This is a genomic window from Pseudomonas extremorientalis, from assembly GCF_024584605.1.
Classification (GTDB): Bacteria; Pseudomonadota; Gammaproteobacteria; order Pseudomonadales; family Pseudomonadaceae; genus Aquipseudomonas; species Aquipseudomonas extremorientalis.
Map to the genome: position 1 here is coordinate 4,909,373 of NZ_CP089519.1, position 26,514 is coordinate 4,935,886.

26 protein-coding genes, 4 tRNA genes and 1 riboswitch are annotated in these 26,514 nt (G+C 59.8%); of the genes, 8 read left to right on the top strand and 22 right to left on the bottom strand.

Features of this window, described 5'->3' with window-relative positions; all coding sequences use genetic code 11:
* Window positions 1–4: 4 nt before the first annotated feature.
* The 5 genes from flgD to LUU92_RS22060 all read right to left on the bottom strand — a co-directional run bounded on the left by flgD (window position 5) and on the right by LUU92_RS22060 (window position 3,712).
* A complete protein-coding gene (gene flgD / locus LUU92_RS22040; protein WP_058427492.1) occupies window positions 5–730 on the bottom strand; it encodes a flagellar hook assembly protein FlgD in 726 nt (241 codons plus the stop codon).
* Window positions 731–746: 16 nt separating this feature from the next.
* Window positions 747–1,190, bottom strand: a complete 444-nt coding sequence (gene flgC, locus LUU92_RS22045) for a flagellar basal body rod protein FlgC (protein ID WP_058427493.1) — start codon at window positions 1,188–1,190, stop codon at window positions 747–749.
* A gap of 3 nt (window positions 1,191–1,193) precedes the next feature.
* On the bottom strand, window positions 1,194–1,601 hold the full coding sequence (gene flgB, locus LUU92_RS22050) for a flagellar basal body rod protein FlgB (protein WP_010208346.1): 408 nt from the start codon (window positions 1,599–1,601) through the stop codon (window positions 1,194–1,196).
* A gap of 308 nt (window positions 1,602–1,909) precedes the next feature.
* Window positions 1,910–2,737, bottom strand: coding sequence for a protein-glutamate O-methyltransferase CheR (gene cheR / locus LUU92_RS22055; protein WP_027607785.1), 828 nt, complete (start codon window positions 2,735–2,737; stop codon window positions 1,910–1,912).
* A 42-nt stretch (window positions 2,738–2,779) separates the two neighbouring features.
* Complete coding sequence (locus tag LUU92_RS22060; protein ID WP_071490521.1) at window positions 2,780–3,712, bottom strand: chemotaxis protein CheV; 933 nt, start codon at window positions 3,710–3,712, stop codon at window positions 2,780–2,782.
* 94 nt (window positions 3,713–3,806) lie between these two features.
* Between LUU92_RS22060 and flgA the strand changes: the two genes are divergently transcribed.
* The 4 genes from flgA to LUU92_RS22080 all read left to right on the top strand — a co-directional run bounded on the left by flgA (window position 3,807) and on the right by LUU92_RS22080 (window position 6,401).
* Window positions 3,807–4,571, top strand: coding sequence for a flagellar basal body P-ring formation chaperone FlgA (gene flgA, locus LUU92_RS22065; RefSeq protein WP_058427495.1), 765 nt, complete (start codon window positions 3,807–3,809; stop codon window positions 4,569–4,571).
* Between the two features lie 141 nt (window positions 4,572–4,712).
* Window positions 4,713–5,036 (top strand): flagellar biosynthesis anti-sigma factor FlgM, encoded by a 324-nt coding sequence (flgM, locus tag LUU92_RS22070; RefSeq protein ID WP_071490522.1) that lies wholly within the window; start codon window positions 4,713–4,715, stop codon window positions 5,034–5,036.
* A gap of 48 nt (window positions 5,037–5,084) precedes the next feature.
* The gene (locus LUU92_RS22075; RefSeq protein WP_071490523.1) at window positions 5,085–5,555 is read left to right on the top strand and encodes a flagellar protein FlgN; all 471 of its coding nucleotides are present in this window, start codon (window positions 5,085–5,087) and stop codon (window positions 5,553–5,555) included.
* A gap of 96 nt (window positions 5,556–5,651) precedes the next feature.
* Window positions 5,652–6,401 carry a flagellar brake protein gene (locus LUU92_RS22080; RefSeq protein ID WP_071490524.1) on the top strand — a complete coding sequence of 250 codons (750 nt, stop codon included), beginning with the start codon at window positions 5,652–5,654 and terminating at the stop codon, window positions 6,399–6,401.
* Window positions 6,402–6,461: 60 nt separating this feature from the next.
* Here the strand turns inward: LUU92_RS22080 and LUU92_RS22085 are convergent, their stop codons facing one another.
* Entirely contained in the window at window positions 6,462–7,841 is a 1,380-nt protein-coding gene (locus tag LUU92_RS22085) for an MFS transporter (RefSeq protein ID WP_071490525.1), read from the bottom strand.
* Between the two features lie 269 nt (window positions 7,842–8,110).
* A tRNA-Arg gene (locus LUU92_RS22090) sits at window positions 8,111–8,187 on the bottom strand.
* 327 nt (window positions 8,188–8,514) lie between these two features.
* Here LUU92_RS22090 and LUU92_RS22095 point away from each other — a divergent pair.
* The 3 genes from LUU92_RS22095 (at window position 8,515) to LUU92_RS22105 (ending at window position 9,642) form a co-directional block, all read left to right on the top strand.
* Window positions 8,515–8,742 carry a hypothetical protein gene (locus LUU92_RS22095; protein WP_071490540.1) on the top strand — a complete coding sequence of 76 codons (228 nt, stop codon included), beginning with the start codon at window positions 8,515–8,517 and terminating at the stop codon, window positions 8,740–8,742.
* Between the two features lie 11 nt (window positions 8,743–8,753).
* Window positions 8,754–8,933 carry a PA3371 family protein gene (locus tag LUU92_RS22100; RefSeq protein WP_071490541.1) on the top strand — a complete coding sequence of 60 codons (180 nt, stop codon included), beginning with the start codon at window positions 8,754–8,756 and terminating at the stop codon, window positions 8,931–8,933.
* A 382-nt stretch (window positions 8,934–9,315) separates the two neighbouring features.
* Window positions 9,316–9,642 (top strand): Arc family DNA-binding protein, encoded by a 327-nt coding sequence (locus tag LUU92_RS22105; RefSeq protein WP_003175643.1) that lies wholly within the window; start codon window positions 9,316–9,318, stop codon window positions 9,640–9,642.
* A gap of 104 nt (window positions 9,643–9,746) precedes the next feature.
* Here the strand turns inward: LUU92_RS22105 and mgtE are convergent, their stop codons facing one another.
* The 8 genes from mgtE to ltaE form a co-directional block, all read right to left on the bottom strand.
* Complete coding sequence (gene mgtE, locus LUU92_RS22110; RefSeq protein WP_071490542.1) at window positions 9,747–11,189, bottom strand: magnesium transporter; 1,443 nt, start codon at window positions 11,187–11,189, stop codon at window positions 9,747–9,749.
* A gap of 340 nt (window positions 11,190–11,529) precedes the next feature.
* Window positions 11,530–11,606 (bottom strand) — tRNA-Arg (locus LUU92_RS22115).
* 72 nt (window positions 11,607–11,678) lie between these two features.
* Window positions 11,679–11,755 (bottom strand) — tRNA-Arg (locus LUU92_RS22120).
* Between the two features lie 108 nt (window positions 11,756–11,863).
* Window positions 11,864–11,954 (bottom strand) — tRNA-Ser (locus LUU92_RS22125).
* 62 nt (window positions 11,955–12,016) lie between these two features.
* Window positions 12,017–12,205 carry a carbon storage regulator CsrA gene (gene csrA / locus LUU92_RS22130; RefSeq protein WP_003175645.1) on the bottom strand — a complete coding sequence of 63 codons (189 nt, stop codon included), beginning with the start codon at window positions 12,203–12,205 and terminating at the stop codon, window positions 12,017–12,019.
* Window positions 12,206–12,379: 174 nt separating this feature from the next.
* The gene (locus tag LUU92_RS22135) at window positions 12,380–13,621 is read right to left on the bottom strand and encodes an aspartate kinase (RefSeq protein ID WP_010208327.1); all 1,242 of its coding nucleotides are present in this window, start codon (window positions 13,619–13,621) and stop codon (window positions 12,380–12,382) included.
* Between the two features lie 95 nt (window positions 13,622–13,716).
* Complete coding sequence (gene alaS / locus LUU92_RS22140) at window positions 13,717–16,335, bottom strand: alanine--tRNA ligase (RefSeq protein WP_257102648.1); 2,619 nt, start codon at window positions 16,333–16,335, stop codon at window positions 13,717–13,719.
* A gap of 146 nt (window positions 16,336–16,481) precedes the next feature.
* Window positions 16,482–17,486 carry a low-specificity L-threonine aldolase gene (ltaE, locus tag LUU92_RS22145; protein WP_257102649.1) on the bottom strand — a complete coding sequence of 335 codons (1,005 nt, stop codon included), beginning with the start codon at window positions 17,484–17,486 and terminating at the stop codon, window positions 16,482–16,484.
* A gap of 191 nt (window positions 17,487–17,677) precedes the next feature.
* A riboswitch (FMN riboswitch) is annotated at window positions 17,678–17,847 on the top strand.
* 96 nt (window positions 17,848–17,943) lie between these two features.
* Between ltaE and LUU92_RS22150 the strand changes: the two genes are divergently transcribed.
* On the top strand, window positions 17,944–18,453 hold the full coding sequence (locus LUU92_RS22150) for a 6,7-dimethyl-8-ribityllumazine synthase (RefSeq protein ID WP_071490545.1): 510 nt from the start codon (window positions 17,944–17,946) through the stop codon (window positions 18,451–18,453).
* 133 nt (window positions 18,454–18,586) lie between these two features.
* Here LUU92_RS22150 and astE read toward each other — a convergent pair whose 3' ends face one another.
* The 7 genes from astE to LUU92_RS22185 all read right to left on the bottom strand — a co-directional run bounded on the left by astE (window position 18,587) and on the right by LUU92_RS22185 (window position 26,322).
* On the bottom strand, window positions 18,587–19,591 hold the full coding sequence (gene astE / locus LUU92_RS22155; RefSeq protein WP_257102650.1) for a succinylglutamate desuccinylase: 1,005 nt from the start codon (window positions 19,589–19,591) through the stop codon (window positions 18,587–18,589).
* Window positions 19,592–19,602: 11 nt separating this feature from the next.
* Window positions 19,603–19,893, bottom strand: a complete 291-nt coding sequence (locus LUU92_RS22160) for a hypothetical protein (protein ID WP_003214319.1) — start codon at window positions 19,891–19,893, stop codon at window positions 19,603–19,605.
* Window positions 19,894–19,919: 26 nt separating this feature from the next.
* Window positions 19,920–21,266, bottom strand: a complete 1,347-nt coding sequence (astB, locus tag LUU92_RS22165; protein WP_257102651.1) for an N-succinylarginine dihydrolase — start codon at window positions 21,264–21,266, stop codon at window positions 19,920–19,922.
* Between the two features lie 84 nt (window positions 21,267–21,350).
* Window positions 21,351–22,820, bottom strand: coding sequence for a succinylglutamate-semialdehyde dehydrogenase (gene astD / locus LUU92_RS22170; RefSeq protein ID WP_162276407.1), 1,470 nt, complete (start codon window positions 22,818–22,820; stop codon window positions 21,351–21,353).
* Window positions 22,817–23,842, bottom strand: coding sequence for an arginine N-succinyltransferase subunit beta (gene astA, locus LUU92_RS22175; RefSeq protein WP_222540293.1), 1,026 nt, complete (start codon window positions 23,840–23,842; stop codon window positions 22,817–22,819). Before astA ends, astD begins: the two co-directional genes overlap by 4 nt.
* Window positions 23,843–23,893: 51 nt before the next feature.
* Window positions 23,894–24,913, bottom strand: coding sequence for an arginine/ornithine succinyltransferase subunit alpha (gene aruF / locus LUU92_RS22180; protein WP_003175655.1), 1,020 nt, complete (start codon window positions 24,911–24,913; stop codon window positions 23,894–23,896).
* Window positions 24,914–25,101: 188 nt separating this feature from the next.
* Window positions 25,102–26,322, bottom strand: coding sequence for an aspartate aminotransferase family protein (locus tag LUU92_RS22185; protein WP_071490550.1), 1,221 nt, complete (start codon window positions 26,320–26,322; stop codon window positions 25,102–25,104).
* Between the last annotated feature and the right edge of the window lie 192 nt (window positions 26,323–26,514).

Genomic DNA, 26,514 nt, shown 5'->3' on the forward strand with positions numbered 1-26,514 from the left:
GGCTCTATGTACCGATAGTCTGAATTTGCGACAGCTTGACGCTGCCCATGCCGCCCGCCAGGTTCAGCAGCATTTCGCCGCCGGTCTTGCTCAGGGTCACGCTCGTTACCGTCGCGGGCAGCGAAGTGGCCAGGGCCACGGAGTCGCCCTTGTCGTTCTTGGTGGTGGCGTTGAAGGTGTAGGTGCCCGCCGGGGCAACCTCGCCCTTGTCGTTCTTGCCATCCCAGATGAAGTTCTGGGTGCCGGCGCTCTGGGCACCCATGTCGATGGTGCGCACCACGTTGCCGTCTTTGTCGGTGATCTTGACGGAGACGTTGCCCACCGCCGAGGTCACCGCCACCGAACCGGTCATGCTCTTGCTCGTATCAACCATGGCCTTGTCGGTCTGGATGATGATCGAGCGCCCGACCAGCGACGAGGCCTGCAACGCCTGCGACGAGCTGAAGTTGGTGGAGATCGCATTCACCGAGTCGTTCAGGGTGTTGATGCCTTCCAGGCTGCTGAACTGCGCCAGTTGCGCCACGAACGCGCCGTTGTCTTGCGGCGACAGCGGGTTCTGGTTTTTCAGCTGGGTTACCAGCAGTTGCAGGAACGCATCCTTGCCCAACGCCTGCTTGCCCGTCGCCTTATTGGCGGCGTCGCTGACGCTGCTGTTGTCCTGGGCGTTCTTGACCTTGGAGTTGAACAGGTCCTGGACCGGCGTGTTGTTTGATGTATCAACGATGGCCATTATTTGGCGCCCCTTATCACTGACCCAGGGTCAGGACCTTCTGCATCATGGTTTTGGCGGTGTTCATCATTTCCGCATTGGTCTGGAACGAGCGGCTGGCGGAAATCATGTCAGCCATTTCCTCGACCACGTTGACGTTGGGGTAGTAGACATAACCCTTTTCGTTCGCGGCGGGATGGTTGGGTTCGTAGCGCGCTTCAAGGTTGCTCTGATCTTCAACCACACCGAGTACCTGCACGCCGGAGCCGGCGGCACCCTGGTCCTGGAACAGCGAATCACTGCCACCGTTCTGGCCGGCCTGGAACATGGTGGCGAACACCGGGTGACGGGCGCGGTAGGTCTGGTCAATGCTCGAAGACACGGTCTCGGCGTTGGCGATGTTACTGGCGACGGTGTTCAAACGCGTGGTCTGCGCGCTCATGCCACTGCCGGCAATATTGAAAACACTGGACAGGGACATGGCTTACTCTCCACGCAGGGCTGACATCAGCCCTTTGAATTTGCTGTTGAGCAGGGTAAAGCTGGCTTGGAAGTTCACCGAGTTCTCGGCGTAGGCCGATTGCTCCAACTGGGCGTCGACGGTGTTCTGGTCGATCGACGGCTGCATCGGCGTGCGATACAGCAACGACTCGTCGCCATTGCTCAAGCCTTGCGCTTCGATATGACGGCTGTTGGTCATGTTCAAGGCGAAGGTGCCGTTCTTGGTCTTGTCTTGCTGTGCGGCGAGCACGGCGGAGAAGTCCAGGTCCCGAGCCTTGTAGTTCGGGGTGTCGGCGTTGGCAATGTTGTTGGCCAGGACTTCGGCACGCTGGGCGCGGAAGCCCAGGGCTTGTTCGTGGATACCGAGCGCTTTATCGAAGCTGATGCTCATGGCGGAAACCTTCAAGGGCTGACCTGCTTTTCGTTACCAGGGTTATAGCAAGGTGCATGCCAATCTGACGAAGGCCCGTAGATCAAGGGTTCTGGAGGAGGTTGCCAGCGGCAATGCCAGAAAAGCGGCAAGCGGTTTCCGCGTGGCGCCAGTAAAGCGGCAATGAGGGTTGCCGCTTTACTTCGGTTTGCCGCAAAACAAATGTGGGAGGGGGCTTGCCCCGATGGCAGCGGTTCAGTTGATACATCGATCACTGACACACCGGCATCGGGGGCAAGCCCCCTCCCACATTTTTGACCGCCTCAGCCTTACTTGGCCTGGTAGATGATCCCCGGGCTGCACTGCACCATCTGGAAATGGTCCGGCAGACCGTTCAGCGCCTCAGAAGCGCCAAGGAACAGATAACCACCGCGCTTGAGCGTGCCGTGGATGCGCAACAGGATGTCTTTCTTCACTTCGGCCGAGAAGTAGATCAGCACGTTGCGGCAGAACACCATGTCGAACTTGCCCAGGCTGGCATAGCTGTCTAGCAGGTTGAAGGAGCGGAACTCCACACGGTTCTTGATCGGCGCCTTGACCGCCCAGCGTCCCGCCCCTTTCGGGTCGAAGTAACGCTGCAGGCGTTCCTGGGACAAACCACGCCCCAGGGCCAGGCTGTCGTACTCGCCGGTCTTGCAGTTGGTGAGCATGGTGCCGGACAGGTCGGTGGCCACGATTTGCGCCCCGGCCTTCAACTGGCCCATGTTGGTCCGCTCGAACTCATCGATGGACATCGAAATAGAGTACGGCTCCTGCCCCGAGGAACAGGCGGCCGACCAGATGCGCAGGCGCTGGCCCGGGCTGGCCTTGATGGCCTCCGGCAGCACTTTGCTCTTGAGCACTTCAAACGGGTAGGTATCGCGAAACCACAGGGTTTCGTTGGTGGTCATGGCATCGACCACCATCTCCTTGAGCCCGCTGCGCGGCTGGCCCTGGATGCGCTGGACCAGCTCACCCAACGACTTGATACCCTGCTGCTCCATCAGTTTGTTGAGACGGCTGGATACCAGGTACTGCTTGTTTTCACCGAGCAATATGCCACAGGCTTTTTCCAGGAAGACCCGGAACTGTTCAAAATCCAAATTACCTGTAGACACTGATACCGCCTCTAAAATCGTATGACCGCCAAGGGAAACACCTTAGCTGTGATCTGCTGCCTTGATCCGGTCGACAACCCGGGATGCCAGGTCATCAGGACGGAATTTGGCCAAAAAGTCATCGGCACCGACCTTCTTGACCATCGCCTGGTTGAATACACCCGACAACGAAGTATGCAGGATGATATGCAATTTTTGCATGCGTGGATCGTTGCGGATCTCGGCCGTGAGGGTATAGCCGTCCATTTCCGGCATCTCGATGTCGGAGATCATCATCAAGAATTCTTCCTCCGGCTTCTTGCCGTCGTCCACCAGCTTGCGCAGGTAGTCCAACGCCTGGCGACCATCATTGAGGGCGACCACTTCAACCCCGACGGTTTGCAGGCAACGGGTCACCTGCTTGCGCGCCACGGACGAGTCGTCCACCGTAAGCACGCGCAGTGAGACTGCCTTGTGCGCGGTTTCGGCGTCCACCACACCCACGGAGATCGACTCAGAAGTAGGCGCCACTTCGGCGAGGATTTTCTCGACGTCGATGATTTCCACCAGCTGGTTGTCGACCCGCGTCACCGCCGTAAGGTAGTGATCGCGACCGGTGCCCTTGGGTGGCGGATGGATCTCTTCCCAGTTCATGTTGACGATGCGCTCCACCGAGCGCACCAGGAAACCCTGGGTCTTGGTGTTGTACTCGGTAATGATCACGAACGGGTTTTCGCGGTCCTGCAGCCCGGCGGAACCGGTGGCCAGGGCCAGATCAAGAATCGGGATCGTCGCGCCACGTATGTTGGCAACGCCACACACCACCGGGCTGGACTTGGGCATGATCGTCAGCTTGGGGCATTGAAGCACTTCCCGCACCTTGAACACGTTGATGCCATACAACTGCTTGCCGTCCAGGCGAAAAAGCAACAACTCCAGGCGATTCTGCCCCACCAGCTGTGTGCGCTGGTTTACTGAATCCATTACTCCTGCCATGCCTTGACTCCCACGCTAAAACCTTCGGCCATACCTATAAGGGCAGTGACGCGCACCCAACACTAAACGGCACGAGCTTTGCTATTTATTGGTCATGGATATTAAAACGACAGTTTCCCGACGCCTCCACCTGACACGGTATTGCAGACTGCTCTGCGCGCCGCTGGCACTGCTTGCCTTGGGCCTGGGCGCCACGGCCCGCGCAGATAACGTCACCTTGCCTGATCTACTTATCGGCGTCACCCAGGGCTTTCTTGAGTTCACTGTAGAAGATTATCTGGCGACCACACAGACGCCGGGGCGTTACGAAATCCAGGTCAACCAGTTGGACCCGCGCCTGCGCATGCCAATGTGCGACAAGGAATTGACAGCCACCCTGGAAAGCCCCGCCCAGCCCATCGGGCGTGTAACGGTCAAGGTGCGTTGCGACGGCGCCTCGCCCTGGACGGTGTTCGTGCCCGCTCAGGTCAAATTATTCCGCGATGTGGTGGTGGTTGCCCGTCCACTTAAACGCACGGGGATTATCGGTTTCGAGGACGTGGTGTTGCGCGAGCGCGACATCAGCATGATCAGCCAGGGCTACCTGACCTCCCTCGACCAGGCCGTCGGGCAGAAACTGACCCGACCAGTGGTCACCGATCAGGTCATCACCCTGGTGCATCTGGAGCAGGCCGAGGTGATTCGCAAAGGTGACCAGGTGGTGATTTCCGCCAGCAGTGGCGCGCTGCAGGTCAAAATGCCGGGGGAAGCCTTGTCCAACGGCGGTATGAGCGAACAGATCCGCGTGAAGAATCTCAACTCCAACCGGGTGATCAAGGCGCGGGTCACGGCCCCCGGCCAAGTGGAGGTGGCTTTATAGACCACTGGTATCAGACGCCAGCTTTTCCTACACTGTCGGTTGGATGCCGGCCTGTGCAGTTTATTGTCATTCGAGCCTAAAGTTTGTCCAGATATGGCCGAAAACATGGCAAGCGTCCAAATACCCAGAGGTTTTTTGATCATGGTCATCGATTTCAGCCGTTTGAATAACACCCCGACGACGTCGGCCCCTACGCGCACTGCCGGCACCAAGGACAGCGTAGAAGCCAAGGCTCAGCCAGTGCCCGTCAAGGCAGAACAGGCCAGCGCCAGCCAGAGCGGGGAATCCGTACACCTGAGCAATGAGGCTCAACAGTTGCAGAAGGTCACTGACTCGCTGCGCGATCAACCGGTGGTCAATAAAGCCCGTGTGGCCGAATTGAAACAGGCAATCGCCGATGGCAGCTATAAAGTCGACAGCAACCGTGTAGCCAGCAAGCTGCTTAATTTCGAAGCCGAGCGCTAGGCAAAGGCCTGCGCCGGGCTTTTGGACGCTTAAACCCCAAGGCCAGCCATGCATCACGACGAAACCCTGCTTCAACTGATCATTGATGATCTAGCACCGACGCAATTGCTGCTCGAGCTGCTCAGGGAAGAATCCCTGGCCCTTTACGGCCGGGACATGCCCTTGCTGGAAGAAATTCTGGCGCGCAAGCAATCGCTGATTGTCCTGCTGGAACAGCACGGCAAAAAACGCAGCGAGATCCTCGTCAGCCTGGGCCTGCCGGCCGACCATGATGGGCTCGCGCAGCTGGCCAGCCACTCCTCGGTCGGCGATCAACTACTGGCCCAGAGCAAAGCACTCAACCAATTGCTCACCCAGTGCCAGGAAGCCAACCAGCTCAACGGTCAGTCGATCCAGCTTCAGCAAGCCACGACCGCCAACCAGTTGCGTATACTTCACGGCGGAGAGCCTCCAGCGCTTTACAACGCTCAGGGTTCCACCTCGCGCCTGGTCAAGCCAAGCACCCGCAGCCAAGCCTGACGCCGGTTTACAGCGCGGCCTATCCAAGGCGCGCCACATACTGGCAGAATGCCTGCTCTTGCGTGTAGTCGTATTTTGTCTGGAGATGGAAGAACCGTGTTCAACGCCCTTAATGCGGAAGATGCCCCGCAGCCACCCAAGGTCCTCACCACGCCTCTGGAAATCGCCAGTACCTTGCGCATGCTGCAAGAAAGCCATGACCCGCTGATCATCACCTTCCATGAACGCAGCCAGCGCTTTCAGAGCTACTTGGTAGACGTCAATCGGGACAGCGGCACGTTGGCCCTGGATGAAATGATTCCTCGCGATGGCGAACGCCACCTCGAAAACGGCGAACCCTTCCGTATCGAAGGGTTCCACGACGGCGTGCGTGTCGCATGGGAAAGCAATGGCAACCTGAGCATCAGCGAAAAGGACGGCCACCGCATCTACACCGGTAGCCTGCCCAGCGAAGTGGTCTACCACCAGCGTCGCAATGCCTTTCGCGCGGCCTTGAAACTGGCGCAACTGGTGAACATCGAGCTGGGTGGCGAGAAGCTCAAGGCTCCGGTCAGCGGCAAGCTGCTGGATATTTCCGCCACAGGTTGCAAATTGCGCTTCGAAGGAGACATCTCCGAGCGCCTGCAACTGGGCCAGGTCTACGACCGTTTTATCGCCGCCCTGCCCTTCGGCAGCATGACCACATCGGTCGAACTGCGTTACCTGCATTTCGAAGAAAAGATCAACACCACGTTTGCCGGCGTGCGCTTCCACAATATGAGTGGTTTGGTGCAGCGCCAGGTCGAGCGCTTTGTGTACCAACTGCAACGCGAAGCACGGCGTTTCGACAAAGACGACGATTTTTAAACTCAAAGATCGCAGCAAAAAAAACGGGCAGCCCCTGATGGGATCTGCCCGTTTTTGCATTCAGGGGCGCGCCCTGCTCAAGTCGTGAGGATGCTCGTCCGGGCCCGGCGGCTCAGGCGGCCCCTCAAAGAGCGGCTCGTCGACCGGCGTGACCGTTTCCGGCTCGGGTTCCGGCGTGGCGGTTTGCATCTGCTCCTGCACCACCGCCTCGTCCACCCGCGGATCGAGGCAGGCGACCAACGGCGAGCTGGACATGCTGTCGGGCATCGCCACGTGGTGCAACGGCGCGTCATCCACCTGATGCAGGTTAGTCACGGCTTTCGGCCGAATTCGCCACACCAGGATCAGCGCACACAGACTGAAAAACGCATACAGCATGTGACTGCCAAACATCTTCATCACCACACCGGCCAGCAACGGCCCGATACTCGCGCCGACACCGTAGGTCACCAGCAGCATGGCGGTGAGCGAGACACGACGGTCGCCTTCCACATGATCGTTGGAGAACGCCACCGCCAGCGGGTACAAACAGAATTGCACCAGGGAACACAAGAAGCCCGCCACGAACAGCACTTCAAGTGGCACTTTGGTCAGTATCGCCAGCGGTAGCGCCGCCACCGCCAGGCACAGGGCAAAGCAACGAATCAGCAGCGCGCGATCATAGCGGTCCGACAACCAGCCCAACGGCCACTGCACCAACAGGCCGGCAAAAATGCAGCTCCCCATGAAAAGACCCACCTGCTCGGTAGTCAGGCCCTGCTGGGAGGCATAAAGCGGCGCCAGGCCGTAGAACGAGCCCACGATCACCCCCGCGCCCAGCACGGTACTCAACGACTGCGGCACGCGCTTTATGAAGAAGCGTGGCTCCATCGGCGCCGGATGCAGGGGCGCCGGGTGAATACGGCGAGTCATGGCCACCGGCACCAGGCACAGCGCGAAGCACAGCGCGACCAGCATCAGCAATTCGAGGCCGAGCTGAGGGTGCATGACCAGGATCAACTGGCCGAGCACCAGCCCCAGGTAGGACGCGATCATATAGCCGCTGAACACCACGCCGCGCTGCTTGGCGTCGGCCTGTTCATTGAGCCAGCTCTCGATGACCATGTACTGGCACATCATCCCCAGGCCCACGATGATCCGCAGCACGATCCAGGCTGGCAGCCAGTCGACCAGGCCATGGCCCAGCACCGCCGCGCCGACAATGCCGGCGCAGGTTGCATAAGCACGTATATGCCCGACCCGGGCGATCAGGCGGTGGCCGATCTTGCCGCCCAGCACCAGGCCGAAATAGTTGGCCGCCATCAGCGCACCGACCCACAGGCTGTCCACCTGGTCGGCCGCCAGGCGCAAGGCCAGGTAGGTACTGAGCAGGCCGGAGCCGATCAGCATCATCAAGGAGGCGAAATAAAGGGCTCGAAAAGATTTCCAGATCTGGCGCATCGGCGTTCCGAGCGGCTCCTTGCAGTGAGAGACAGGGCTATCGGCATGATAGTCCGGGGTGGCCGGGTCCGGACAGGCGGTATGCGCTGTTTCCGGGGGATTATTTGCTACAAGACTCAGACGCAGTCCGGCTGCTCGTGGGATACACGAATCGCTATAAATACACGATGCCAGTGGTGTGAACCTAGAACCCTGGCAAGGTTCGACCCATCTTCGGAAAACGCCCACAAAAAAGCCCCGCCAGACGAATCTGTACGAGGCCTCGAATCTGGTGTCCCAGGGCCGGTTCGAACGGCCAACCTTCCCCTTAGGAGGGGGATGCTCTATCCAATTGAGCTACTGGGACAAATGACAGGCGCCGCGCCTGGCAAGCGGCGACGGACGGCGTGCATGTTAACGGCCAGGTTAGGTTTTGTCATGTCGTCCGTAGGCTTTTTGAGTGTAGGCCGATACTTGCCGGGTGGACCGTGTCTTGACCCCGTCGATACAGGCGCAAGAACCGTATCGTGCAAAATGCACTCCCGCGAAATGCCATCATTGCAAATTGCAATCTGACAGCCTTTAAAATCAGACTTAAGCCTATGATTTTATTGAAATAATAGATTGGCATGACACCTGCAATACTTCTCCTACAAACCCTAACAAACCACGGCGTTAAGCGGAGAACATAATCATGAACAGTGCCCTTCTGTTAGCCCTCAACACCGTAGCCCTGGCGGCACTGCTCATGTTCCATTTTCAATCGAGCGACAGTCACGACCCCGCGCAGATCACCCAGGCCGTCCCTCATCACTTGCAACAACGTCCGCAACTGGCAGTGATGGCACCGAACGTGCAATCGCCCATACGTCTGACCCAGGACACCCAAGTGGCGCCTGCCGCTGAACACTGGGTATTCTGAGGAAGCCCCTGATGACCAAATATGCCTGGCTATTCCTTTGCCTGACCGTTGTCACAGCGGTTCTAGGCTTGGGTGAAGAATCTCAAGACGGCACCACCACCGCTTTCATCGCCTGTGGTGTATTCGCCACTCTCTTGTTGCTGACGCTCATCGTGGGTCGTCGTATCAAATTCGACCCCGTCCTGCGCTGATCCCCCCGCGCCCGACCTTATGTCGCCTGGTCCTCGCATATCGGCAAATTGCCACTAGTCTTAAAGCTAAGGGCAAAGGGCCACTTTGCTATAGGATGTGCGGCCTGAAACCCTGTGGTGGCCCGGGCTTGTGGGAAGTTCCCTCGCGAATTCACACGGTGAAAAATTTTCCAACCAGTCCGCAAAAATGTAAATGAGTGCTGGCATAAAGCCTTTAGGCAGTTCAATATTTGTCACAGAATTGACGCCAAGGAACTGTCAAATCTGAGGCATGATGCGGCCTCTTTGCAATTCAGGTTGAACTTTGGTCGTGAGCCTTGTCTTAACACTCATCTTGCGGCCAATTCCAAAAACCGCTCCCCTGAACTAACCGGTTAAATATATGCGCCCATTGAAACAGGCAATTTATTCCAGCCGTACGGCTGACAAGTTCGTCGTACGTCTGCCAGACGGAATGCGGGAACGCATTGCCGAGGTGGCTCGCAATCATCACCGCAGCATGAACTCCGAAATCATCGCTCGCCTGGAACAAAGCCTCATTCAGGAAGGTGCGCTGGGCGACGAGTTGAGCATGCGCCTGGACAGCCCAGAGCTGTCGTTGCACGAACGCGAACTGCTGCAGCGTTTTCGTCAACTCTCCCACCGCCAGCAAAATGCTCTCGTCTCGCTTATCGCGCACGACGTTGAGGCGGCCGCAGAAGCCAATTGATCCGCAACTGAAAGCCGAAGCCAGCCAAGTGCTGGCTTTTTTTTGCCTGGGATTTGGGAAGTTAATGCAAAGCGGGGGGCAGATTTGCCCCCCGCAGAATGGAGTCAGAGCAGGAAAATCGTTGCCAAGCCCAGGAAGATGAAGAAACCGCCGCTGTCGGTCATGGCCGTGATCATCACGCTGGCACCCATGGCAGGGTCGCGCCCAAGGCGAGCCAGGGTCATCGGGATCAATACCCCCATCAACGCCGCCAGTAAGAGGTTGAGGGTCATCGCAGCCGTCATCACCACACCGAGCGACCAACTGCCATACAGCAAGTAAGCCACCACACCGATCACCCCACCCCACACCAGGCCATTGATCAGGCCCACCGCCAACTCTTTGCGCAGCAGGCGCGACGAGTTGGCCGTACTGACCTGATCCAGCGCCATGGCGCGCACAATCATGGTAATCGTCTGGTTACCCGAGTTTCCGCCGATCCCGGCCACAATCGGCATCAGCGCTGCAAGCGCCACCAACTTCTCGATCGACCCTTCGAACAAGCCAATAACCCGCGACGCGATAAAGGCTGTGATCAGGTTAATGGCCAACCACGCCCAACGGTTATGCAGCGAGCGCCAAACCGAGGCAAAGATGTCTTCCTCTTCACGCAAACCCGCCATGTTGAGGACTTCGGTCTCGCTTTCTTCACGAATCAAGTCGACGATTTCATCGATGGTCAGACGACCGATCAGCTTGCCGTTCTTGTCGACGACCGGCGCCGAGATCAGGTCATAGCGCTCGAATGCCTGGGCTGCGTCATAGGCATCCTCGTCCGGATGAAAGCTCACGGTATCACTGGCCATCAGGTCGGCAACTTTCTTCTCCGGATCATTCACCAGCAGGCGCTTGATCGGCAGCACACCCTTGAGAATGCCTTCGTAATCCACCACGAACAATTTGTCGGTGTGACCTGGCAGCTCTTTGAGTCGGCGCAGGTAACGCAGGACCACTTCCAGGCTGACGTCTTCGCGGATGGTGACCATCTCGAAGTCCATCAGGGCGCCGACCTGGTCCTCGTCATAGGAAAGCGCGGAGCGCACACGCTCACGCTGCTGAGTATCCAACGCTTCCATGAGCTCATGGACAACATCACGAGGCAGCTCAGGGGCAAGGTCAGCCAGTTCGTCGGCGTCCATCTCCTTGGCTGCAGCCAGGAGCTCATGATCGTCCATGTCGGCGATCAGGGTTTCACGAACCGAGTCGGATACTTCGAGGAGGATGTCGCCGTCGCGGTCGGCCTTGACCAACTGCCATAGGGTCAGTCGATCATCCAGCGGCAAGGCTTCGAGAATATAGGCGACGTCGGCGGAGTGCAGGTCGTCAAGCTTGCGCTGCAACTCGACGAGGTTTTGCCGGTGAACCAGGTTTTCAACCAGGTTGTTATTCGGGCCATCCTGGCGGTGCGTAAGGTCTTCGACCACGCGCTGGCGCTGCAGTAGCTCGATGACTTGAGCCAGGCGATCCTGCAGGCTTTCTTGTGTTTTCTTTACTTCTACTTCGGTCATAGGCGAACTCCACTCCCAGCAGCGGGGCACGCCGGAAGGATCAATCAGTCAATTCATGATTGGTAAAACGGGGTACTGAGTAACTACTGGGTAAGTCCATGGAGGTATTCCACAAGCCCCGGCGGGGCTGACGGGCGCAATGATACACCGCCCGGCCACTTTAAACGTCAAAAAACTGGAAAGAACAAGCGCTTGCGAGCCAAAGCTGAGCAAAGGCCGCATCTATGAACTGCGACGACGCAGCGGATGAGGAAAACACATGAAGGCGAGGGAAAAAGAAGAAATCCTACACAAACCCCAGACGGCAAAAAGCCCGCACTAGGCGGGCTTTTTGTTTGTATGGTGCACTCGACAGGATTCGAACCTGTGACCGCTCGGTTCGTAGCCGAGTACTCTATCCAGCTGAGCTACGAGTGCAGATTGTGTTTTTAGACCAGATCACAACTGGCTGTAACCGAATCACCTGCATTCCTGCAACTGACTCTTAAATGGTGCACTCGACAGGATTCGAACCTGTGACCGCTCGGTTCGTAGCCGAGTACTCTATCCAGCTGAGCTACGAGTGCATTTGTTGCCGCGCATTATAGGCCGTTCAATCTCTATGTAAAGCTATTTTTTCGAGTAATTTCAACAACTTACCGAAAAAACCAGATTGCAACGTACTAAGCAAATAATGGCGGAGAACGGGGGATTCGAACCCCCGACACCCTTTTGAGGTGTACTCCCTTAGCAGGGGAGCGCCTTCGGCCACTCGGCCAGCTCTCCGCAACACGGGGCGTATATTAACCACGTTCATCCCCGTTTGCAAACATAAAAAACGATAAAAATTAAAGGCTTGGTTCTTCGTCCTTCTCTTTCTTGATCCGCAGGTAAATTTCCTCGCGGTGCACCGCTACCTCTTTCGGAGCGTTAACCCCGATACGTACTTGATTGCCTTTGACGCCGAGCACGGTCACGGTGATTTCGCCATCACCGATAATCAGGCTTTCTGCGCAACGACGAGTCAGAATCAGCATACCTTTCTCCTCACGCATTTCAGTTCAGGAACAACAGTCTGCAAAAAAAAGGCCTTCGGCCTACAACCCAAAGGCCATAGCCCTACCGCCTAAGTATTGTCGAGCGCGCGCAAAAGAACATGCGCCCGACAAAAAAAGGAAAGGCGCGGTAAACCGCGCCTTTCAGGCACTGCGTCACTCGCCCTGTCGGGCCGGAGCGTCCAGCTCAAAAGCGGTATGCAGAGCGCGTACAGCCAGCTCCAGGTACTTCTCTTCGATCACCACCGAGACTTTGATTTCCGAGGTGGAGATCATCTGGATGTTGATGCTTTCCTTGGCCAGTGCCTCGAACATGCGGCTGGCAACGCCGGCATGGGAACGCATGCCCACGCCCACGATCGACACCTTGGCAATCTTGGTATCGCCGACCACTTCACGGGCGCCGATTTCCTTGGCAGTGTTCTGCAAGATCCGCTCGGCCGCATCGTACTCGTTGCGGTGCACAGTGAAGGTGAAATCGGTGGTGTTATCGTGCGAAACGTTCTGCACGATCATGTCGACTTCGATGTTCGCACCGCTGATAGGACCCAGGATCTTGAACGCCACGCCCGGGGTATCCGGCACGCCACGGATAGTCAGCTTGGCTTCATCACGGTTGAAAGCGATACCGGAAATGATCGGCTGTTCCATGGATTCCTCTTCATCAATAGTAATGAGGGTGCCCGGACCCTCTTTGAAGCTGTGCAATACGCGCAGCGGAACGTTGTACTTGCCGGCGAATTCCACCGCACGGATCTGCAACACCTTGGAACCAAGGCTGGCCATTTCCAGCATCTCTTCAAAGGTGATCTTGTCCAGGCGCTGGGCCACGGACACCACACGCGGGTCGGTGGTGTAGACGCCATCCACATCGGTGTAGATCTGGCATTCATCAGCCTTGAGGGCCGCTGCCAGCGCCACGCCGGTGGTGTCCGAACCGCCACGCCCGAGGGTGGTGATGTTGCCCTGCTCGTCCACACCCTGGAAGCCTGCTACAACTACCACGCGCCCGGCTTTCAGGTCCGTACGGATTTTCTGATCGTCAATCTGCAGGATACGCGCCTTGGTATGCGCGCTGTCGGTGAGGATGCGCACCTGGCTGCCAGTGTAGGACACCGCCGGCACACCGCGCTTATTCAACGCCATGGCCAGCAACGCGATGGTCACCTGCTCGCCGGTGGACACGATCACATCCAGCTCACGCGGCAGCGGCTGTTGGTCACCGCTGATTGCCTTGGCCAGATCGATCAGGCGATTGGTCTCGCCGCTCATGGCCGACAGCACCACCACCAGGTCGTCGCCGGCATCGCGGAACTTCTTAACCTTGTCGGCCACCTGCTCGATTCTTTCGACAGAGCCGACCGAGGTGCCTCCAAATTTCTGTACGATCAAAGCCATTTCTAAGCCGCCTCAGCCCGTAAAGGGGCGCCTAATATCCAATCAACCAGCACCACACCGGCCCGTGACTAGACCACGGGCCGGTTAACAGTGCCTTAAATACCTGCCTCGACAAACGGCACGGTCAGGGCCAGGGCCGCGTCCAGGGCGCCGGCGTCTACACCACCGCCTTGCGCCATGTCCGGACGACCACCACCCTTCCCGCCCACTGCCGCGGCGGCTTGCTTCATCAAATCACCGGCTTTGAGTTGGCCAGTCAGGTCCTTGGTCACACCCGCAACCAGAACGACCTTATCCTCATGGACACCGCCGAGCAGGATCACTGCGCGGCCGAGCTTGTTCTTCAACTGATCGACCAAGGCCAACAGCGCCTTGCCGTCCTGGCCGTCCAGGCGTGCAGCCAGGACTTTCACATCCTTGACGTCCACCGCCGAAGCCGACAGGTCGTCGCCGGCCGCGCTGGCCGCCTTGGCCTGCAACTGCTCCAGCTGTTTCTCCAGGGCGCGGTTGCGCTCCAGCACAGCGGACAGCTTGTCGATCAGATTGTCGCGGCTGCCCTTGACCAGGCTGGCCGCTTCCTTGAGTTGTTCTTCCGCCGCATTCAGGTAGGCCAGGGCCGCAGCGCCGGTCACCGCTTCGATACGACGCACGCCGGAGGCTACGCCGCCTTCGCTGATGATTTTCAGCAGGGCGATGTCACCGGTCCGGTTGGCGTGGATACCGCCACACAGTTCCACCGAGAAGTCGCCGCCCATGCTCAGTACGCGCACGCTGTCGCCGTACTTCTCGCCGAACAGCGCCATGGCGCCCTTGGCCTTGGCGGTCTCGATATCGGTTTCTTCGGTTTCTACCGCCGTGTTCTTGCGAATCTCGGCGTTGACGATGTCTTCCAGGGCCTTGATCTGCTCAGGCTTGATCGCTTCAAAGTGGCTGAAGTCGAAACGCAGGCGCTGGCTGTCCACCAACGACCCCTTCTGCTGCACGTGCTCGCCCAGAACCTGACGCAGCGCGGCGTGCAACAAGTGCGTGGCCGAGTGGTTCAGCGATGTGGCGTGGCGCACGTCGGCGTCCACCTGGGTTTCGACCGACGAACCGATAGTCAGGCTGCCCGACGCCAACACACCGTGGTGTAGGAACGCACCGCCGGTCTTGGTGGTATCACGCACATCAAAACGACCCGAAGTCGCCTTGAGGAAACCGCAGTCGCCAATCTGGCCACCGGATTCGGCGTAGAACGGGGTCTGGTCCAGAACCACAACACCGTCATCGCCTTCATTCAGTACATCAACCGACTGGCCATCCTTATAAAGGGCAACCACTTTGGCCGAACCGCTGGTAGCCTTGTAGCCGGTGAATTCAGTGGCTACGTCAACCTTGACCAGGCTGTTGTAGTCCATGCCGAACGAGCTGGCCGACCGTGCGCGCACGCGCTGGGCTTCCATCTCACGCTCGAAACCTTCCTCGTCGAGGGTCAGGTTGCGCTCACGGGCGATGTCACCGGTCAGGTCCATCGGGAAACCGTAGGTATCGTAGAGCTTGAACACCACGTCGCCCGGCACCACGGAGCCTTGCAGGTTGGCGAGGTCTTGCTCGAGGATCTTCAGGCCCTGCTCCAGGGTCTTGGCGAACTGCTCTTCTTCAGCCTTGAGCACGCGCTCGATATGCGCCTGGTTCTGCTTGAGTTCCGGGAAGGCCTCGCCCATCTCGGCGACCAGCGCCGCGACGATCTGATAGAAGAAACTGCCGTTGGCGCCCAGCTTGTTACCGTGACGGCAGGCACGACGGATGATGCGACGCAGCACGTAGCCACGGCCTTCGTTGGACGGCAGCACGCCGTCGGCAATCAGGAAGCCACAGGAACGGATGTGGTCAGCCACTACCTTGAGCGAGGCCTGGTCTTCATTGGTACAACCAATGGCCTTGGCCGCAGCGGCCAGCAGGCTCTGGAACAGGTCGATCTCGTAGTTCGAGTGCACGTGCTGCATCACCGCACTGATCCGCTCCAGGCCCATGCCGGTGTCCACCGACGGCGCTGGCAACGGATGCAACACGCCATCGGCGGTGCGGTTGAACTGCATGAACACGTTGTTCCAGATCTCGATGTAACGGTCGCCGTCTTCTTCCGGCGAGCCCGGTGGGCCGCCCCAGATGTCAGCGCCGTGGTCGTAGAAGATCTCGGTGCAAGGGCCGCACGGGCCGGTATCGCCCATGGTCCAGAAGTTGTCGGAGGCGTACGGCGCGCCTTTGTTGTCGCCGATGCGCACCATGCGCTCAGGCGGCACGCCGACTTCCTTGGTCCAGATGTCATACGCTTCGTCATCGCTGGCGTAGACGGTGACCCAGAGTTTTTCCTTCGGCAGCTTCAGCACGCCCGTCAGGAAGGTCCAGGCGAAGTTGATCGCGTCTTGCTTGAAATAATCGCCAAAGCTGAAGTTGCCGAGCATTTCGAAAAAGGTGTGGTGACGAGCGGTGTAGCCGACGTTTTCCAGGTCGTTGTGCTTGCCACCGGCGCGTACGCATTTCTGGCTGCTGACGGCGCGAGTGTAGGCGCGCTTTTCCTGGCCCAGGAAGCAGTCCTTGAACTGGTTCATCCCCGCGTTAGTGAACAGCAGGGTAGGGTCATTGCCTGGGATCAAGGAGCTGGAGGAGACACGGGTGTGACCTTGCTCTTCGAAGAAGCGAAGGAAGGCTTCACGGATTTCTGCGCTTTTCATTAGGTTCTTCCACGGAGGCTGCGGCCAAAGGCCAGTGCGCAACATCATCAGACGGAGCGACGGCAAAGGGCCGCATTATATCGGCCCTTTGCCGGTGGTACAGCGTGTTTATGCGATAGAGAGGCTCAATTAGACGGTCTGCACAGTCATTTGCGCGAAAATTCGACGAATGTCGCGAGCACTTGCTCGACCTGCGCCCGGCTCACATCCAAATGAGTGACCATGCGCAAGCGTGGCGCGGCGCTCAGCTTGATCCCGCGTTCGGCGGCAAACGCCTTCAAGGCCTGGGCCTGGTCGCCGATCTGCACATAGACCATGTTGGTCTGCACCGGCTCCACCTCGTAACCCACCTTGCGCAATTCATCCCCCAGCCATTGCGCATTGGCGTGGTCGTCGGCCAGGCGCTGCACCTGGTGATCCAGAGCGTACAGCCCCGCTGCTGCCAGGGATCCGGCCTGGCGCATGCCGCCGCCGACCATCTTGCGCAAACGCCGGGCCTTGGCGATCAGCGCCGTGGAACCGCACAGCACCGAGCCGACCGGCGCGCCGAGGCCCTTGGACAGGCACACCGACACAGAATCGAAATGCCGGGCGATCTCCCGTGCGTCCACCCCCTGCTTCACCGCTGCGTTGTAGAGCCGTGCGCCATCCAAATGCAGGGCCAGGCCATGCTCCCGGGTAAACGCGCGGGCTTTGGCCAGGTACTCCAGCGGCAGCACCTTGCCCTGCATGGTGTTTTCCAGCGCCAACAGACGGGTACGAGCAAAGTGGAAGTCGTCAGGCTTGATTGCCGCCAGCACCTGGTCCAGGTCCAGAGAGCCGTCCGCCTGCACGTCCAGTGGCTGCGGCTGGATCGAACCAAGCACGGCTGCGCCGCCACCTTCGTATTTGTAGGTGTGGGCCTGTTGGCCGACGATGTATTCCTCGCCGCGCTCACAGTGGGCCATCAACGCCAGCAGATTGCTCATGGTGCCGGTGGGCACGAACAACGCAGCGGCGAAGCCCAGGCGCTTGGCCAGTTCGGCCTCCAGCCGGTTGACGCTGGGGTCTTCGCCATACACGTCGTCACCGCTGGCGGCGGTGGCCATCGCATCGAGCATGCCGGGGGTAGGTTGGGTCACGGTGTCGCTGCGCAGGTCGATCACAGACATGAAACAAGCCTCTTGAGGGTTCAGTAAGGTCCTTTTGTGAGTGATTACTGCGGGCAACGCCACACAATATCAAGCCCCAACTGAATTCAATCGAATACCAACCAAACAAACCGATATAGCTTATCGATATCGCGGTCGTGCAGTTTTCGAAAAACCGTGTTAAAAACTCTCCGCCGCCAGGGTTCTGGCGGCAACGTTCTCAGGGCGGGGTGCAATTCCCCACCGGCGGTAATTACACGCAATGTGTATAGCCCGCGAGCGCTTGGCGCCTCGAACTGCTCACGCAGGACGGCGACAAGGTCAGCAGACCCGGTGTGATCCCGGGGCCGACGGTCATAGTCCGGATGAAGAGAGAACGGGATTGGCACCTGAGGGCCGCGCACGATGTGTGCTTGCGTACCCTTAAATCCCATTCGATTCATAACGCCCTGTTTTTTTCTTAAACAGGAGTCAGAACATGCAACCCACCGCAATCGACAGCAAAGCCAAGCACCATCACGGCGAACGTATCGCGTTTATCCAGGCTTGCTGGCACAAGGAAATTGTCGACCAGAGCCGTAAAGGCTTCCTCGCCGAGATCATCGCCCAGGGCTACCAGGAATCGGATATCGACTTCTTCGAAGTCGGCGGCGCCTTTGAAATGCCGCTGCACGCCAAGCTGCTGGCCAAGACCGGCCGTTACGCCGGTATCGTCGCCGCCGCGCTGGTGGTGGACGGTGGCATCTACCGCCACGAATTCGTCGCCCAATCGGTGGTCAGCGGCCTGATGCAGGTGCAGCTGGAAACCGAAGTGCCGGTGTTCTCGGTGTCCCTGACCCCGCATCACTTCCACGCCGGCAGCGAACACCAGACCTTCTTCTACGAGCACTTCGTGCACAAGGGCCAGGAAGCTGCACGTACGTGCGCCGACACTTTGCACAAGGTCCGCGCGATTCGCCGTAGCGAGCCACGCGCGGTAGCAGTCTAAGCAGCACGGCAAAGCAAAATGTGGGAGGGGGCTTGCCCCCGATGGCGGCGGATCAGAAACACATACAGTGACTGAGACATCCTCATCGGGGGCAAGCCCCCTCCCACATTTGGATCGGATGAGGGTTTGAGCTTCAGGCCAAGCCGACGTCCGTCGTCGGCACAATCAATATCCCCGCCCGCAGACCATTCTTCACCTTCGGGTTGGGGAAGATAATGCGCGCGCCCTCCTCCTCGATCACCCAGCGGGTCTTGGCCACGTCTTCGGCCAGCAGGTAGCCCTGGGCCAACGGCGAGAAGTTTTCCACGTCTGCTGGCAGGTGCAGCAGGAAGGCGTCGCTGTGCTTGATGACTTCACGGGAGACGGCAAACAACTGCAGGCCGTCGAGGCTGTCAGTCGTCGGCTCGGTGCCTTCGATGATTTGCTTGAGGCGTGTTTCCAGGCGGGACACGTCCACGCCCTGGTTTTGCCCGAACGGCCGCGCCTTGCCCAATTCCAGGGTGAACGCCTCGGCATCGAGTTGTTCGTAGGTAAACGCGGTGAAGGTAATCGACGTCTTGTTCTGCAGCAACACTGCTTGCATGCCGGCAGCGTTCAGGCGCGCCAGCTCATGGCGTGAATGCTGGCGACCTTCTTTCCACGGGTACAGGGCAAACTGCTCGATCTTCGAACCACGAATAGCCGTGTGCAGGTCGTAATGCAGGCGTGAGCGGCCCGGCAGGCTGAAAAAGCTGCGGGCCAGTTGCTCCAGCTCGGCGGCGCGCATGGCCTCCGGGCCGATGTTTTTTTCATGCCGGCCGTTGAACAGCCGGTTGACGTCCAGTTCGAGGTAACGCTCGCCGCGGCGCATGGCCTCGGGGTTGCCGAACAGGAACAGAATACGGGTACGGGGCTTGATCTCCCCACGGGCAATGCCATGCAACAGGCGGTCGAGCAGTTCGATCGGCGCGGTTTCGTTGCCATGGATGCCGGACGACAGCAGCAGGTCGCTGCCGTTGTCCTTCGCTTCAGGCGGGCGCACTTCAAGTGCGCCCTCGCTGAGCCAGCGCATCTGCACGCCGTCGACAGTCAGTTGAATTTTTTGCGCCGGTTCACGACCGGCGAGGGTCAGTTCAAGCAGTTTGCCAAGGGCGAGCATACGCAGCTTCCTTAGTGGTTGCAGCCTGGGCCATGGACGTGATCGTCGTCATCACCTTCAACATCGGCCGGTTCCATTTCCAGTTGCAGGCTCATCAGGTTGGTGGCCAGCGGGCGCATCAGCAGGTTGGCGTATTCGGCGTCGCCCTCTTCCACGTCCACGCCGATCAGCAATTGGCCACGGCCGTCGTGCTGGATCCAGATTTCCTTGCCCTGCCAGACCACGGCGACGCGGGTGCAGGAAGTTTCCAGCTGGGTGCCGTCGGTGTCTTCAAGAATCAGTTTCAGGGTGTCGGTGGTCATAATAGATAGTTCTCAGCCGTACGGCGTTAATTGATCTGGAAAGGATAAACCGCGCCCAGTTTAAGGATTTGCGTCAGTTCATCCAGTGCCGTCCGGCACTCAAGCAGCAATTGTGGATCAGCCAGGTCGCTTTCGCGCAGGCTGTCACGGTAGTGCTTGCCGACCCACTGGGTCAGGGTGTCGTACAACGGCGCGGTCATGATAACGCCTGGATTCACCGCCGCCAGCTCCGTTTCGTTCAAGGCCACGCGCAACCGCAGGCACGCCGGGCCACCGCCGTTCTGCATGCTTTGCTTGAGGTCGAACACCTTCACTTCGCGGATCAGGCCGCCGGCAGCGGTCAGGTTTTGCAGGTACTGCCAGACGCGTTCGTTGGCGCGGCATTCTTCCGGCACGATCAGCAGCATCGAACCATCGGCGCGGCTCAGCAGCTGGCTGTTGAACAGGTAGGAACGCACCGCGTCCTCGACACTGACCTGGGCGCGGGGCACGCACACCGACTGGAAGTTGCCGCCCAGCCTGGCCAGTTTGCCTTGCAGCTCGCCGAGCATCTGTTCGGTATTGAGGAATGCGTCCTCGTGGTAGAACAGCACTTCGCCGTTACCCACCGCGATCACGTCGTTGTGGAACACGCCGGCATCGATCACCGCCGGGTTCTGCTGGGCGTAGACCACGCCGTCATCCTTCAAACCGTGCAAGCGCGCGACGGCCTGGGAGGCTTCGAGGGTCTGGCGCGCCGGGTACTTCTGGGGCGCCGGGTAGCGAGGGTCGAACGCGCTGCGACCAAACACGAAAAACTCGACGCCCGCCTCTGCGTACTCACGGCAGAAACGCGTGTGGTTAGCCGCACCTTCATCGCCAAACTGCGCCACGGCAGGCAACGCGGCGTGGTGGGCGAAGTGCTTCTGATCGGCAAACATCGCCCCCAGCACACGACTGGTGGTCGGGTGTTCGATGCTGCGGTGGTACTTGCAATTGAGGTTGGCGGCAGTGAAATGCACGCGACCATCCGCCGTATCGGCACTCGGGCTGACGGTGGCGGCGTTGGCCACCCACATGCTCGACGCGGAGCAACTCGCGACCAGCAACGGCATAGCGTCTTTGGCCGCCTGCTGGATCACTTGCGCGTCGGTGCCGCTAAAACCCAGGTTGCGCAAGGCGGCCACGTCAGGACGTTCCTGGGGCGCCAACACACCTTGTACAAAGCCCATGTCCATCAGGGCTTTCATTTTCTGCAGGCCCTGCAATGCCGCTTCCTTCGGGTTGGAATGCTGCTGGCTGTTGCTCTGGGACGCGACGTTGCCGAAGGACAAACCGCCGTAGTTATGGGTCGGCCCCACTAGACCGTCAAAATTGACTTCATAGGATTTCATCGGCGAGGCTCCACGAACATCTGTTTTTATAGGCAATCTTCAGTACTACAGAGATCAAAATGGGGGGCAAGCCCCCTCCCACATTCAGATCAGTGTGATGCCGGGGGTCAGCGTGGCAGGCACCACCAGGCTCGGGGTCTCAAGCGAGGCCACCGGGTACGCACAATAATCCGCCGCGTAGTAGGCACTGGCACGATGATTACCCGACGCCCCTACCCCGCCGAACGGTGCGGTGCTCGCGGCGCCGGTCAGCTGTTTGTTCCAGTTGACGATACCGGCGCGGCTTTCCAGCCAGAACTGCTGGTAACGCGCTTCGGAATCCGACAACAAGCCCGCGGCCAGGCCGTATTGGGTGTTGTTGGCCTCGGCAATCGCCGCTTCGAAGTCAGCGTAGCGGATCACCTGCAACAAGGGGCCGAACAGCTCCTCGTCTTCGCGCTCGGTCACACCGGTCACGTCGATGATGCCCGGCGTGAGCAACGCGGCCTGGTCCTGTGGCTGGGTCATCTCCAGCAGCGCTACGGCGCCATTGGCCAACATCAATTCCTGGGCGTCCATCAAGGCTTTGGCGGCGCCAAGGGAAATCACCGAGCCCATGAACGGCGCCGGTTGCTGGTCGAACGCACCGACTTCGATCGTCGCGCTGACCGCCACCAGACGCGCCAGCAACGTATCGCCCCAGGCGCCTTCCGGCACCAACAGGCGACGGGCACAGGTGCAACGCTGGCCAGCCGAGATAAACGCTGACTGGATGATGGTGTAGACCGCCGCATCCACGTCGGCCACTTCGTCGACCACCAGCGGGTTATTGCCGCCCATTTCCAGGGCCAGGATTTTGTCCGGGCGCCCGGAGAACTGCTGGTGCAGATGATTGCCGGTGCGGCTGGAGCCGGTGAAGAACAACCCGTCGATGCCGGGGTTGGCCGCCAGGGCGATGCCGGTTTCCCGCGCGCCTTGCAGCAGGTTCAGCACGCCCGCCGGCAGGCCGGCTTCGATCCAGCACTGCACGGTCAGCTCAGCGACTTTAGGGGTCAGCTCGCTCGGTTTGAACAGCACGGTGTTACCCGCCAGCAAGGCCGGGACGATATGCCCGTTCGGCAGGTGACCAGGGAAGTTGTAAGGCCCGAACACCGCCACCACACCGTGGGGTTTGTGACGCAATACGGCGGTGGCATCGCCCAGCGGGCCGCTCTTCTCGCCGGTGCGCTCGCGGTAGCTTTGTACCGAGATGGCGATCTTGTTGGCCATGCTGGTGACTTCGGTGGCCGACTCCCACAGCGGCTTGCCGGTTTCCTCGCCGATGCAGCGGGCGATTTCGTCGGCGCGACGTTTCAGGGTGGCGGCGAAGGTTTCCAGCACGTGGATGCGCTCTTCCAGCGGGCGCCTGGCCCAGGCCGGGAATGCCTGGCGCGCGGCCTGTACGGCGGATTCGACCTGCTCGGCGGTGGCGCCATTGCCGGCCCACAGCACCTGTTGGGTCACCGGGTTGCGCGACTCAAACAGCTCACCCTGGCCAGCCAGCCAGCTACCTGCGATATACAGCGAATTCATTATTTCAACTCCCGAGCAGCGGACAACGGTACGGCACGCACTTGATCACCCACCACCAAGCGCAGACGCTTGGCGGTCTGTGGGTCGACCACCAGGGTTCCGGCTGCCATGCGGGCCGGGGCAGCGGTGATGCGGCAATCTTCGCGTTTGCGGTTATGGATCAGGAACGGCGTGGCGTCGTCACCTGGGGTGCCGATCGCCAAGACCAGTGTCTGGCTGTCGCGAACGGCACGGATCTTCTGGGTCTCACACTCCACCGCAGGTCCCGCGTCGAAGATGTCGACATAGCCCTGGTAGCTGAAGCCTTCGCTCTTGAGCATGCTCAGCGCCGGTTCGGTGTCCGGGTGGACCTTGCCGATCACGTTGCGCGCATCTTCGGAGAGGAAGCAGCTGTACAGCGGAAACTTCGGCATCAGCTCGGCGATGAATGCCTTGTTGCCCACGCCGGTCAGGTAGTCGGCCTGGCTGAACTCCATCTTGAAGAAGTGGCGACCCAGGCTTTCCCAGAATGGCGAACGCCCGGCGTCGTTGGACACCCCGCGCATCTCGGCGATGATCTTGTTGCCGAACAGCTGCGGGAATTCCGCGATGAACAGCAGGCGCGCCTTGGCCAACATGCGACCGTTGAGGCCGCTGCGGTAATCGGCGTGCAGGAACAACGAGCACAGTTCGGAATTGCCGGTGAGGTCGTTGGCCAGGAACAGCGTCGGAATTTCGCGATAGATGTTCAGCTCCTGGGAAGCGCTGACGGTCAGCCCGACCCGGAAGTTGTACCAGGGCTCACGCAGGCCGACGGCACCGGCAATGGCGGAAATGCCCACCACACGGCCTTCGTCGTTTTCCAGCACGAACAGGTAGTCGGCATCGCCCCGCCCGGCGTCGCCGCGAAAGGTTTTTTCCGCCCAGCCCACGCGGTGGGTCAGGCGCTCTTCGTTGGCCGGCAAGGTGGTGAGGCCGGTGCCGGTGCTGCGCGCCAGATCAATCAGGGCCGGTAAATCGCTGCTGCGTACGGGACGAACGATCATGCTATCTCCTCGAACGGGCCGCTGTTGTCAGCCACCCGCGAAACTCTCTTTTTAAACCGCAACCAGGCGCACGCTCGCGCCTTCGCCAACACCCAAGGCCTCGGCCGCTGCCAGGTCCAACGTCACCGGTTTACCCGGCGCGTAGTCCAGCTCCAGCATCACCGCACGGTAGTCCTGCAATTGCGCGTTGCTCACCAGGTACTGGCGGCCGACGCCCTTGACCATCTCGCCGATCTTCACCGGCACCACGCGGCTCTGGGCGATCGAGCGAATGCCCGATACCCGTGCGTGCAGCGTCGGGCCGCCGTCGAAGATGTCGATGTAGTGGTCGGTCTCGAAGCCTTCGCGCATCAGGATGTCGAAGGTGATCTGCGCACGCGGGTGCACCTGGCCCATGGCTTCCTGGGCTTCGTCCGGCAGCAGCGGCACGTAGATCGGGTAATGCGGCATCAGCTCGGCGAGGAAAGTGCGGCTTTTCAGCCCGCACAGACGCTCGGCGGCGGCGTAATTGAGGTCGAAGAAGTTGCGGCCGATGGCGTCCCAGAACGGCGAGTCACCGTTCTCGTCGCTGTAGCCGACGATCTCGGTCACCACCGAGTCGGCAAAGCGCTCGGGGTGGCTGGCGACGAACAGCAGGCGGCCACGGGAATTGAGTTCCGACCACGGCGAACCGACCAGCTCGGGCACCACGTAGAAACTGGTGAGCAGGCTGTTGCCGGTAAGGTCGTGGCACTGGGAAAGCACGTGGATCTTGTTGTGGATCTTCAGCTCGCGGGAGGCGTGCACGAAGGTCTCGTTACGGAAGCTGTAGAACGGCTCGGAGTAACCGGCCGACGCGACAATGGCCGAGCAACCGGCGAGCTTGCCGGTCTCGGTGTCTTCGAGCACGAAGAAATAGCTTTCTTCACCGTTGAAGCTCACCTCGGCGGCGAAGGACGCTTCGCTCGCGGCGATCTTGTCGCTCAGGCGTTCCACGTCGTCCGGCAAGGAGGTGACACCAATCGGGCTGTCCGCAGCCAGACGCTGTACCTCGCCCAGATCAGCCATTTGCGCGGGGCGCATCACCAGCATGGTGTCACTCCTTAACTCGAAAAACTCATAGGAAAAAATACCGGACAGTTCCTGATTCAACACAGGTCAAATGTGGGAGGGGGCTTGCCCCCGATAGCAGTCTGTCAGTTGATAAATCAGGTGGCTGACCCATCGCTATCGGGGGCAAGCCCCCTCCCACATGACACGGTCCGGCAAATAAGTGTGTATCAGGCTTGAGTCAGCGTTTTCACTGCACGTTCAAAACGGTCCAGGCCTTCCTGGATATCCGCGTCTTCCACCACCAGGCTCGGCGCAAAACGCACCACGTCCGGGCCGGCTTGCAGGATCATCAGGTTTTCCTTCTCGGCCGCGTTGAACACGTCCTTGGCCTTGCCTTTGAACGCATCGCTCAACACGCAACCGAGCAACAGGCCCATGCCGCGCACTTCGGTGAAGATCCCGTATTGCTTGCCGATCTGCTCCAGGCGCGCCTTGAACAGGTCGTGCTTGGCGTTCACGCCAGCCAGCACTTCAGGGGTGTTGATCACGTCGATCACCGCCTCGGCCACCGCGCACGCCAGCGGGTTGCCGCCGTAGGTGGTGCCGTGGGTACCGACCACCAGGTGCTTGGCCAGGTCTTCACGGGTGAGCATGGCCGCAATCGGGAAACCGCCGCCCAGGCTCTTGGCGCTGGTGAGGATGTCCGGCGTCACGCCGTAGTGCTGGTAGGCGAACAGGTGACCGCTGCGGCCCATGCCGGTCTGTACTTCGTCAAAGACCAGCAAGGCGTTATTCGCGTCGCACAGCTCGCGGGCGCCTTGCAGGTAGGCCAGTTCGGCCGGCAGTACGCCGCCTTCGCCCTGGATCGGCTCCAGCACCACAGCGCAGGTCTTGTCCGACACGGCGGCTTTCAGCGCAGCCAGGTCGTTATAAGGAACGTGGGTGATGCCGGTGATTTTAGGCCCGAAGCCATCGGAGTACTTGGACTGGCCACCGACGTTGACGGTGAACAGGGTGCGGCCGTGGAAGCTGTTCAGCGCGGCGATGATCTCGTACTTCTCGGTGCCGAAACGGTCGAACGCGACGCGACGGGCCAGCTTGAACGCGGCCTCGTTGGCTTCGGCGCCGGAGTTGCAGAAGAACACGCGCTCGGCAAAGGTGGCGTCGATCAGCTTATGCGCCAGGCGCAGCGCCGGCTCATTGGTGAACACGTTGGATACGTGCCACAGCTTGTTGGCCTGTTCGGTCAGCGCGCCAACCAGCGCCGGATGGGCATGGCCCAATACGTTGACCGCGATGCCGCCGGCAAAGTCGATCAGCTCACGACCGGCCTGGTCCCACACGCGGGAACCTGCGCCACGCACGGGGATGAAGGCGGCAGGTGCGTAGTTGGGAACCATGACCTGGTCGAAATCGGCACGTTGCACCGGGGCTTGCTCAACGGACATCGGAGTCTCCTGAAGAGGAACGCCTGCCTGGAACTGGCGGGCGATGCAGGGATTGTAAGGACAGTTTTCAGTAGGGCCTTGTCGCCAAGCGACAACTTCTTATAGCGCCAACCCGCGTTTTACGTGGGTTTACGCCAATGCGACAAATAGCATCGCAATGGCGCAGTTTAAACGCTGTCGCACAATTACGTG

What these genes read in the sequence shown, in the direction of transcription:
- LUU92_RS22185 (WP_071490550.1), bottom strand. Translation starts at nt 26,322, where the DNA reads ATGTCCGTTGAGCAAGCCCCGGTGCAACGTGCCGATTTCGACCAGGTC.
- LUU92_RS22095 (WP_071490540.1), top strand. Translation starts at nt 8,515, where the DNA reads ATGAACAGTGCCCTTCTGTTAGCCCTCAACACCGTAGCCCTGGCGGCA.
- astA (WP_222540293.1), bottom strand. Translation starts at nt 23,842, where the DNA reads ATGATCGTTCGTCCCGTACGCAGCAGCGATTTACCGGCCCTGATTGAT.
- flgD (WP_058427492.1), bottom strand. Translation starts at nt 730, where the DNA reads ATGGCCATCGTTGATACATCAAACAACACGCCGGTCCAGGACCTGTTC.
- flgA (WP_058427495.1), top strand. Translation starts at nt 3,807, where the DNA reads ATGGATATTAAAACGACAGTTTCCCGACGCCTCCACCTGACACGGTAT.
- LUU92_RS22150 (WP_071490545.1), top strand. Translation starts at nt 17,944, where the DNA reads ATGCAACCCACCGCAATCGACAGCAAAGCCAAGCACCATCACGGCGAA.
- LUU92_RS22160 (WP_003214319.1), bottom strand. Translation starts at nt 19,893, where the DNA reads ATGACCACCGACACCCTGAAACTGATTCTTGAAGACACCGACGGCACC.
- flgB (WP_010208346.1), bottom strand. Translation starts at nt 1,601, where the DNA reads ATGAGCATCAGCTTCGATAAAGCGCTCGGTATCCACGAACAAGCCCTG.
- flgM (WP_071490522.1), top strand. Translation starts at nt 4,713, where the DNA reads ATGGTCATCGATTTCAGCCGTTTGAATAACACCCCGACGACGTCGGCC.
- csrA (WP_003175645.1), bottom strand. Translation starts at nt 12,205, where the DNA reads ATGCTGATTCTGACTCGTCGTTGCGCAGAAAGCCTGATTATCGGTGAT.
- LUU92_RS22085 (WP_071490525.1), bottom strand. Translation starts at nt 7,841, where the DNA reads ATGCGCCAGATCTGGAAATCTTTTCGAGCCCTTTATTTCGCCTCCTTG.
- aruF (WP_003175655.1), bottom strand. Translation starts at nt 24,913, where the DNA reads ATGCTGGTGATGCGCCCCGCGCAAATGGCTGATCTGGGCGAGGTACAG.
- alaS (WP_257102648.1), bottom strand. Translation starts at nt 16,335, where the DNA reads ATGAAAAGCGCAGAAATCCGTGAAGCCTTCCTTCGCTTCTTCGAAGAG.
- LUU92_RS22135 (WP_010208327.1), bottom strand. Translation starts at nt 13,621, where the DNA reads ATGGCTTTGATCGTACAGAAATTTGGAGGCACCTCGGTCGGCTCTGTC.
- ltaE (WP_257102649.1), bottom strand. Translation starts at nt 17,486, where the DNA reads ATGTCTGTGATCGACCTGCGCAGCGACACCGTGACCCAACCTACCCCC.
- flgC (WP_058427493.1), bottom strand. Translation starts at nt 1,190, where the DNA reads ATGTCCCTGTCCAGTGTTTTCAATATTGCCGGCAGTGGCATGAGCGCG.
- mgtE (WP_071490542.1), bottom strand. Translation starts at nt 11,189, where the DNA reads ATGACCGAAGTAGAAGTAAAGAAAACACAAGAAAGCCTGCAGGATCGC.
- LUU92_RS22105 (WP_003175643.1), top strand. Translation starts at nt 9,316, where the DNA reads ATGCGCCCATTGAAACAGGCAATTTATTCCAGCCGTACGGCTGACAAG.
- astB (WP_257102651.1), bottom strand. Translation starts at nt 21,266, where the DNA reads ATGAAATCCTATGAAGTCAATTTTGACGGTCTAGTGGGGCCGACCCAT.
- LUU92_RS22060 (WP_071490521.1), bottom strand. Translation starts at nt 3,712, where the DNA reads ATGGCAGGAGTAATGGATTCAGTAAACCAGCGCACACAGCTGGTGGGG.
- LUU92_RS22075 (WP_071490523.1), top strand. Translation starts at nt 5,085, where the DNA reads ATGCATCACGACGAAACCCTGCTTCAACTGATCATTGATGATCTAGCA.
- astE (WP_257102650.1), bottom strand. Translation starts at nt 19,591, where the DNA reads ATGCTCGCCCTTGGCAAACTGCTTGAACTGACCCTCGCCGGTCGTGAA.
- LUU92_RS22100 (WP_071490541.1), top strand. Translation starts at nt 8,754, where the DNA reads ATGACCAAATATGCCTGGCTATTCCTTTGCCTGACCGTTGTCACAGCG.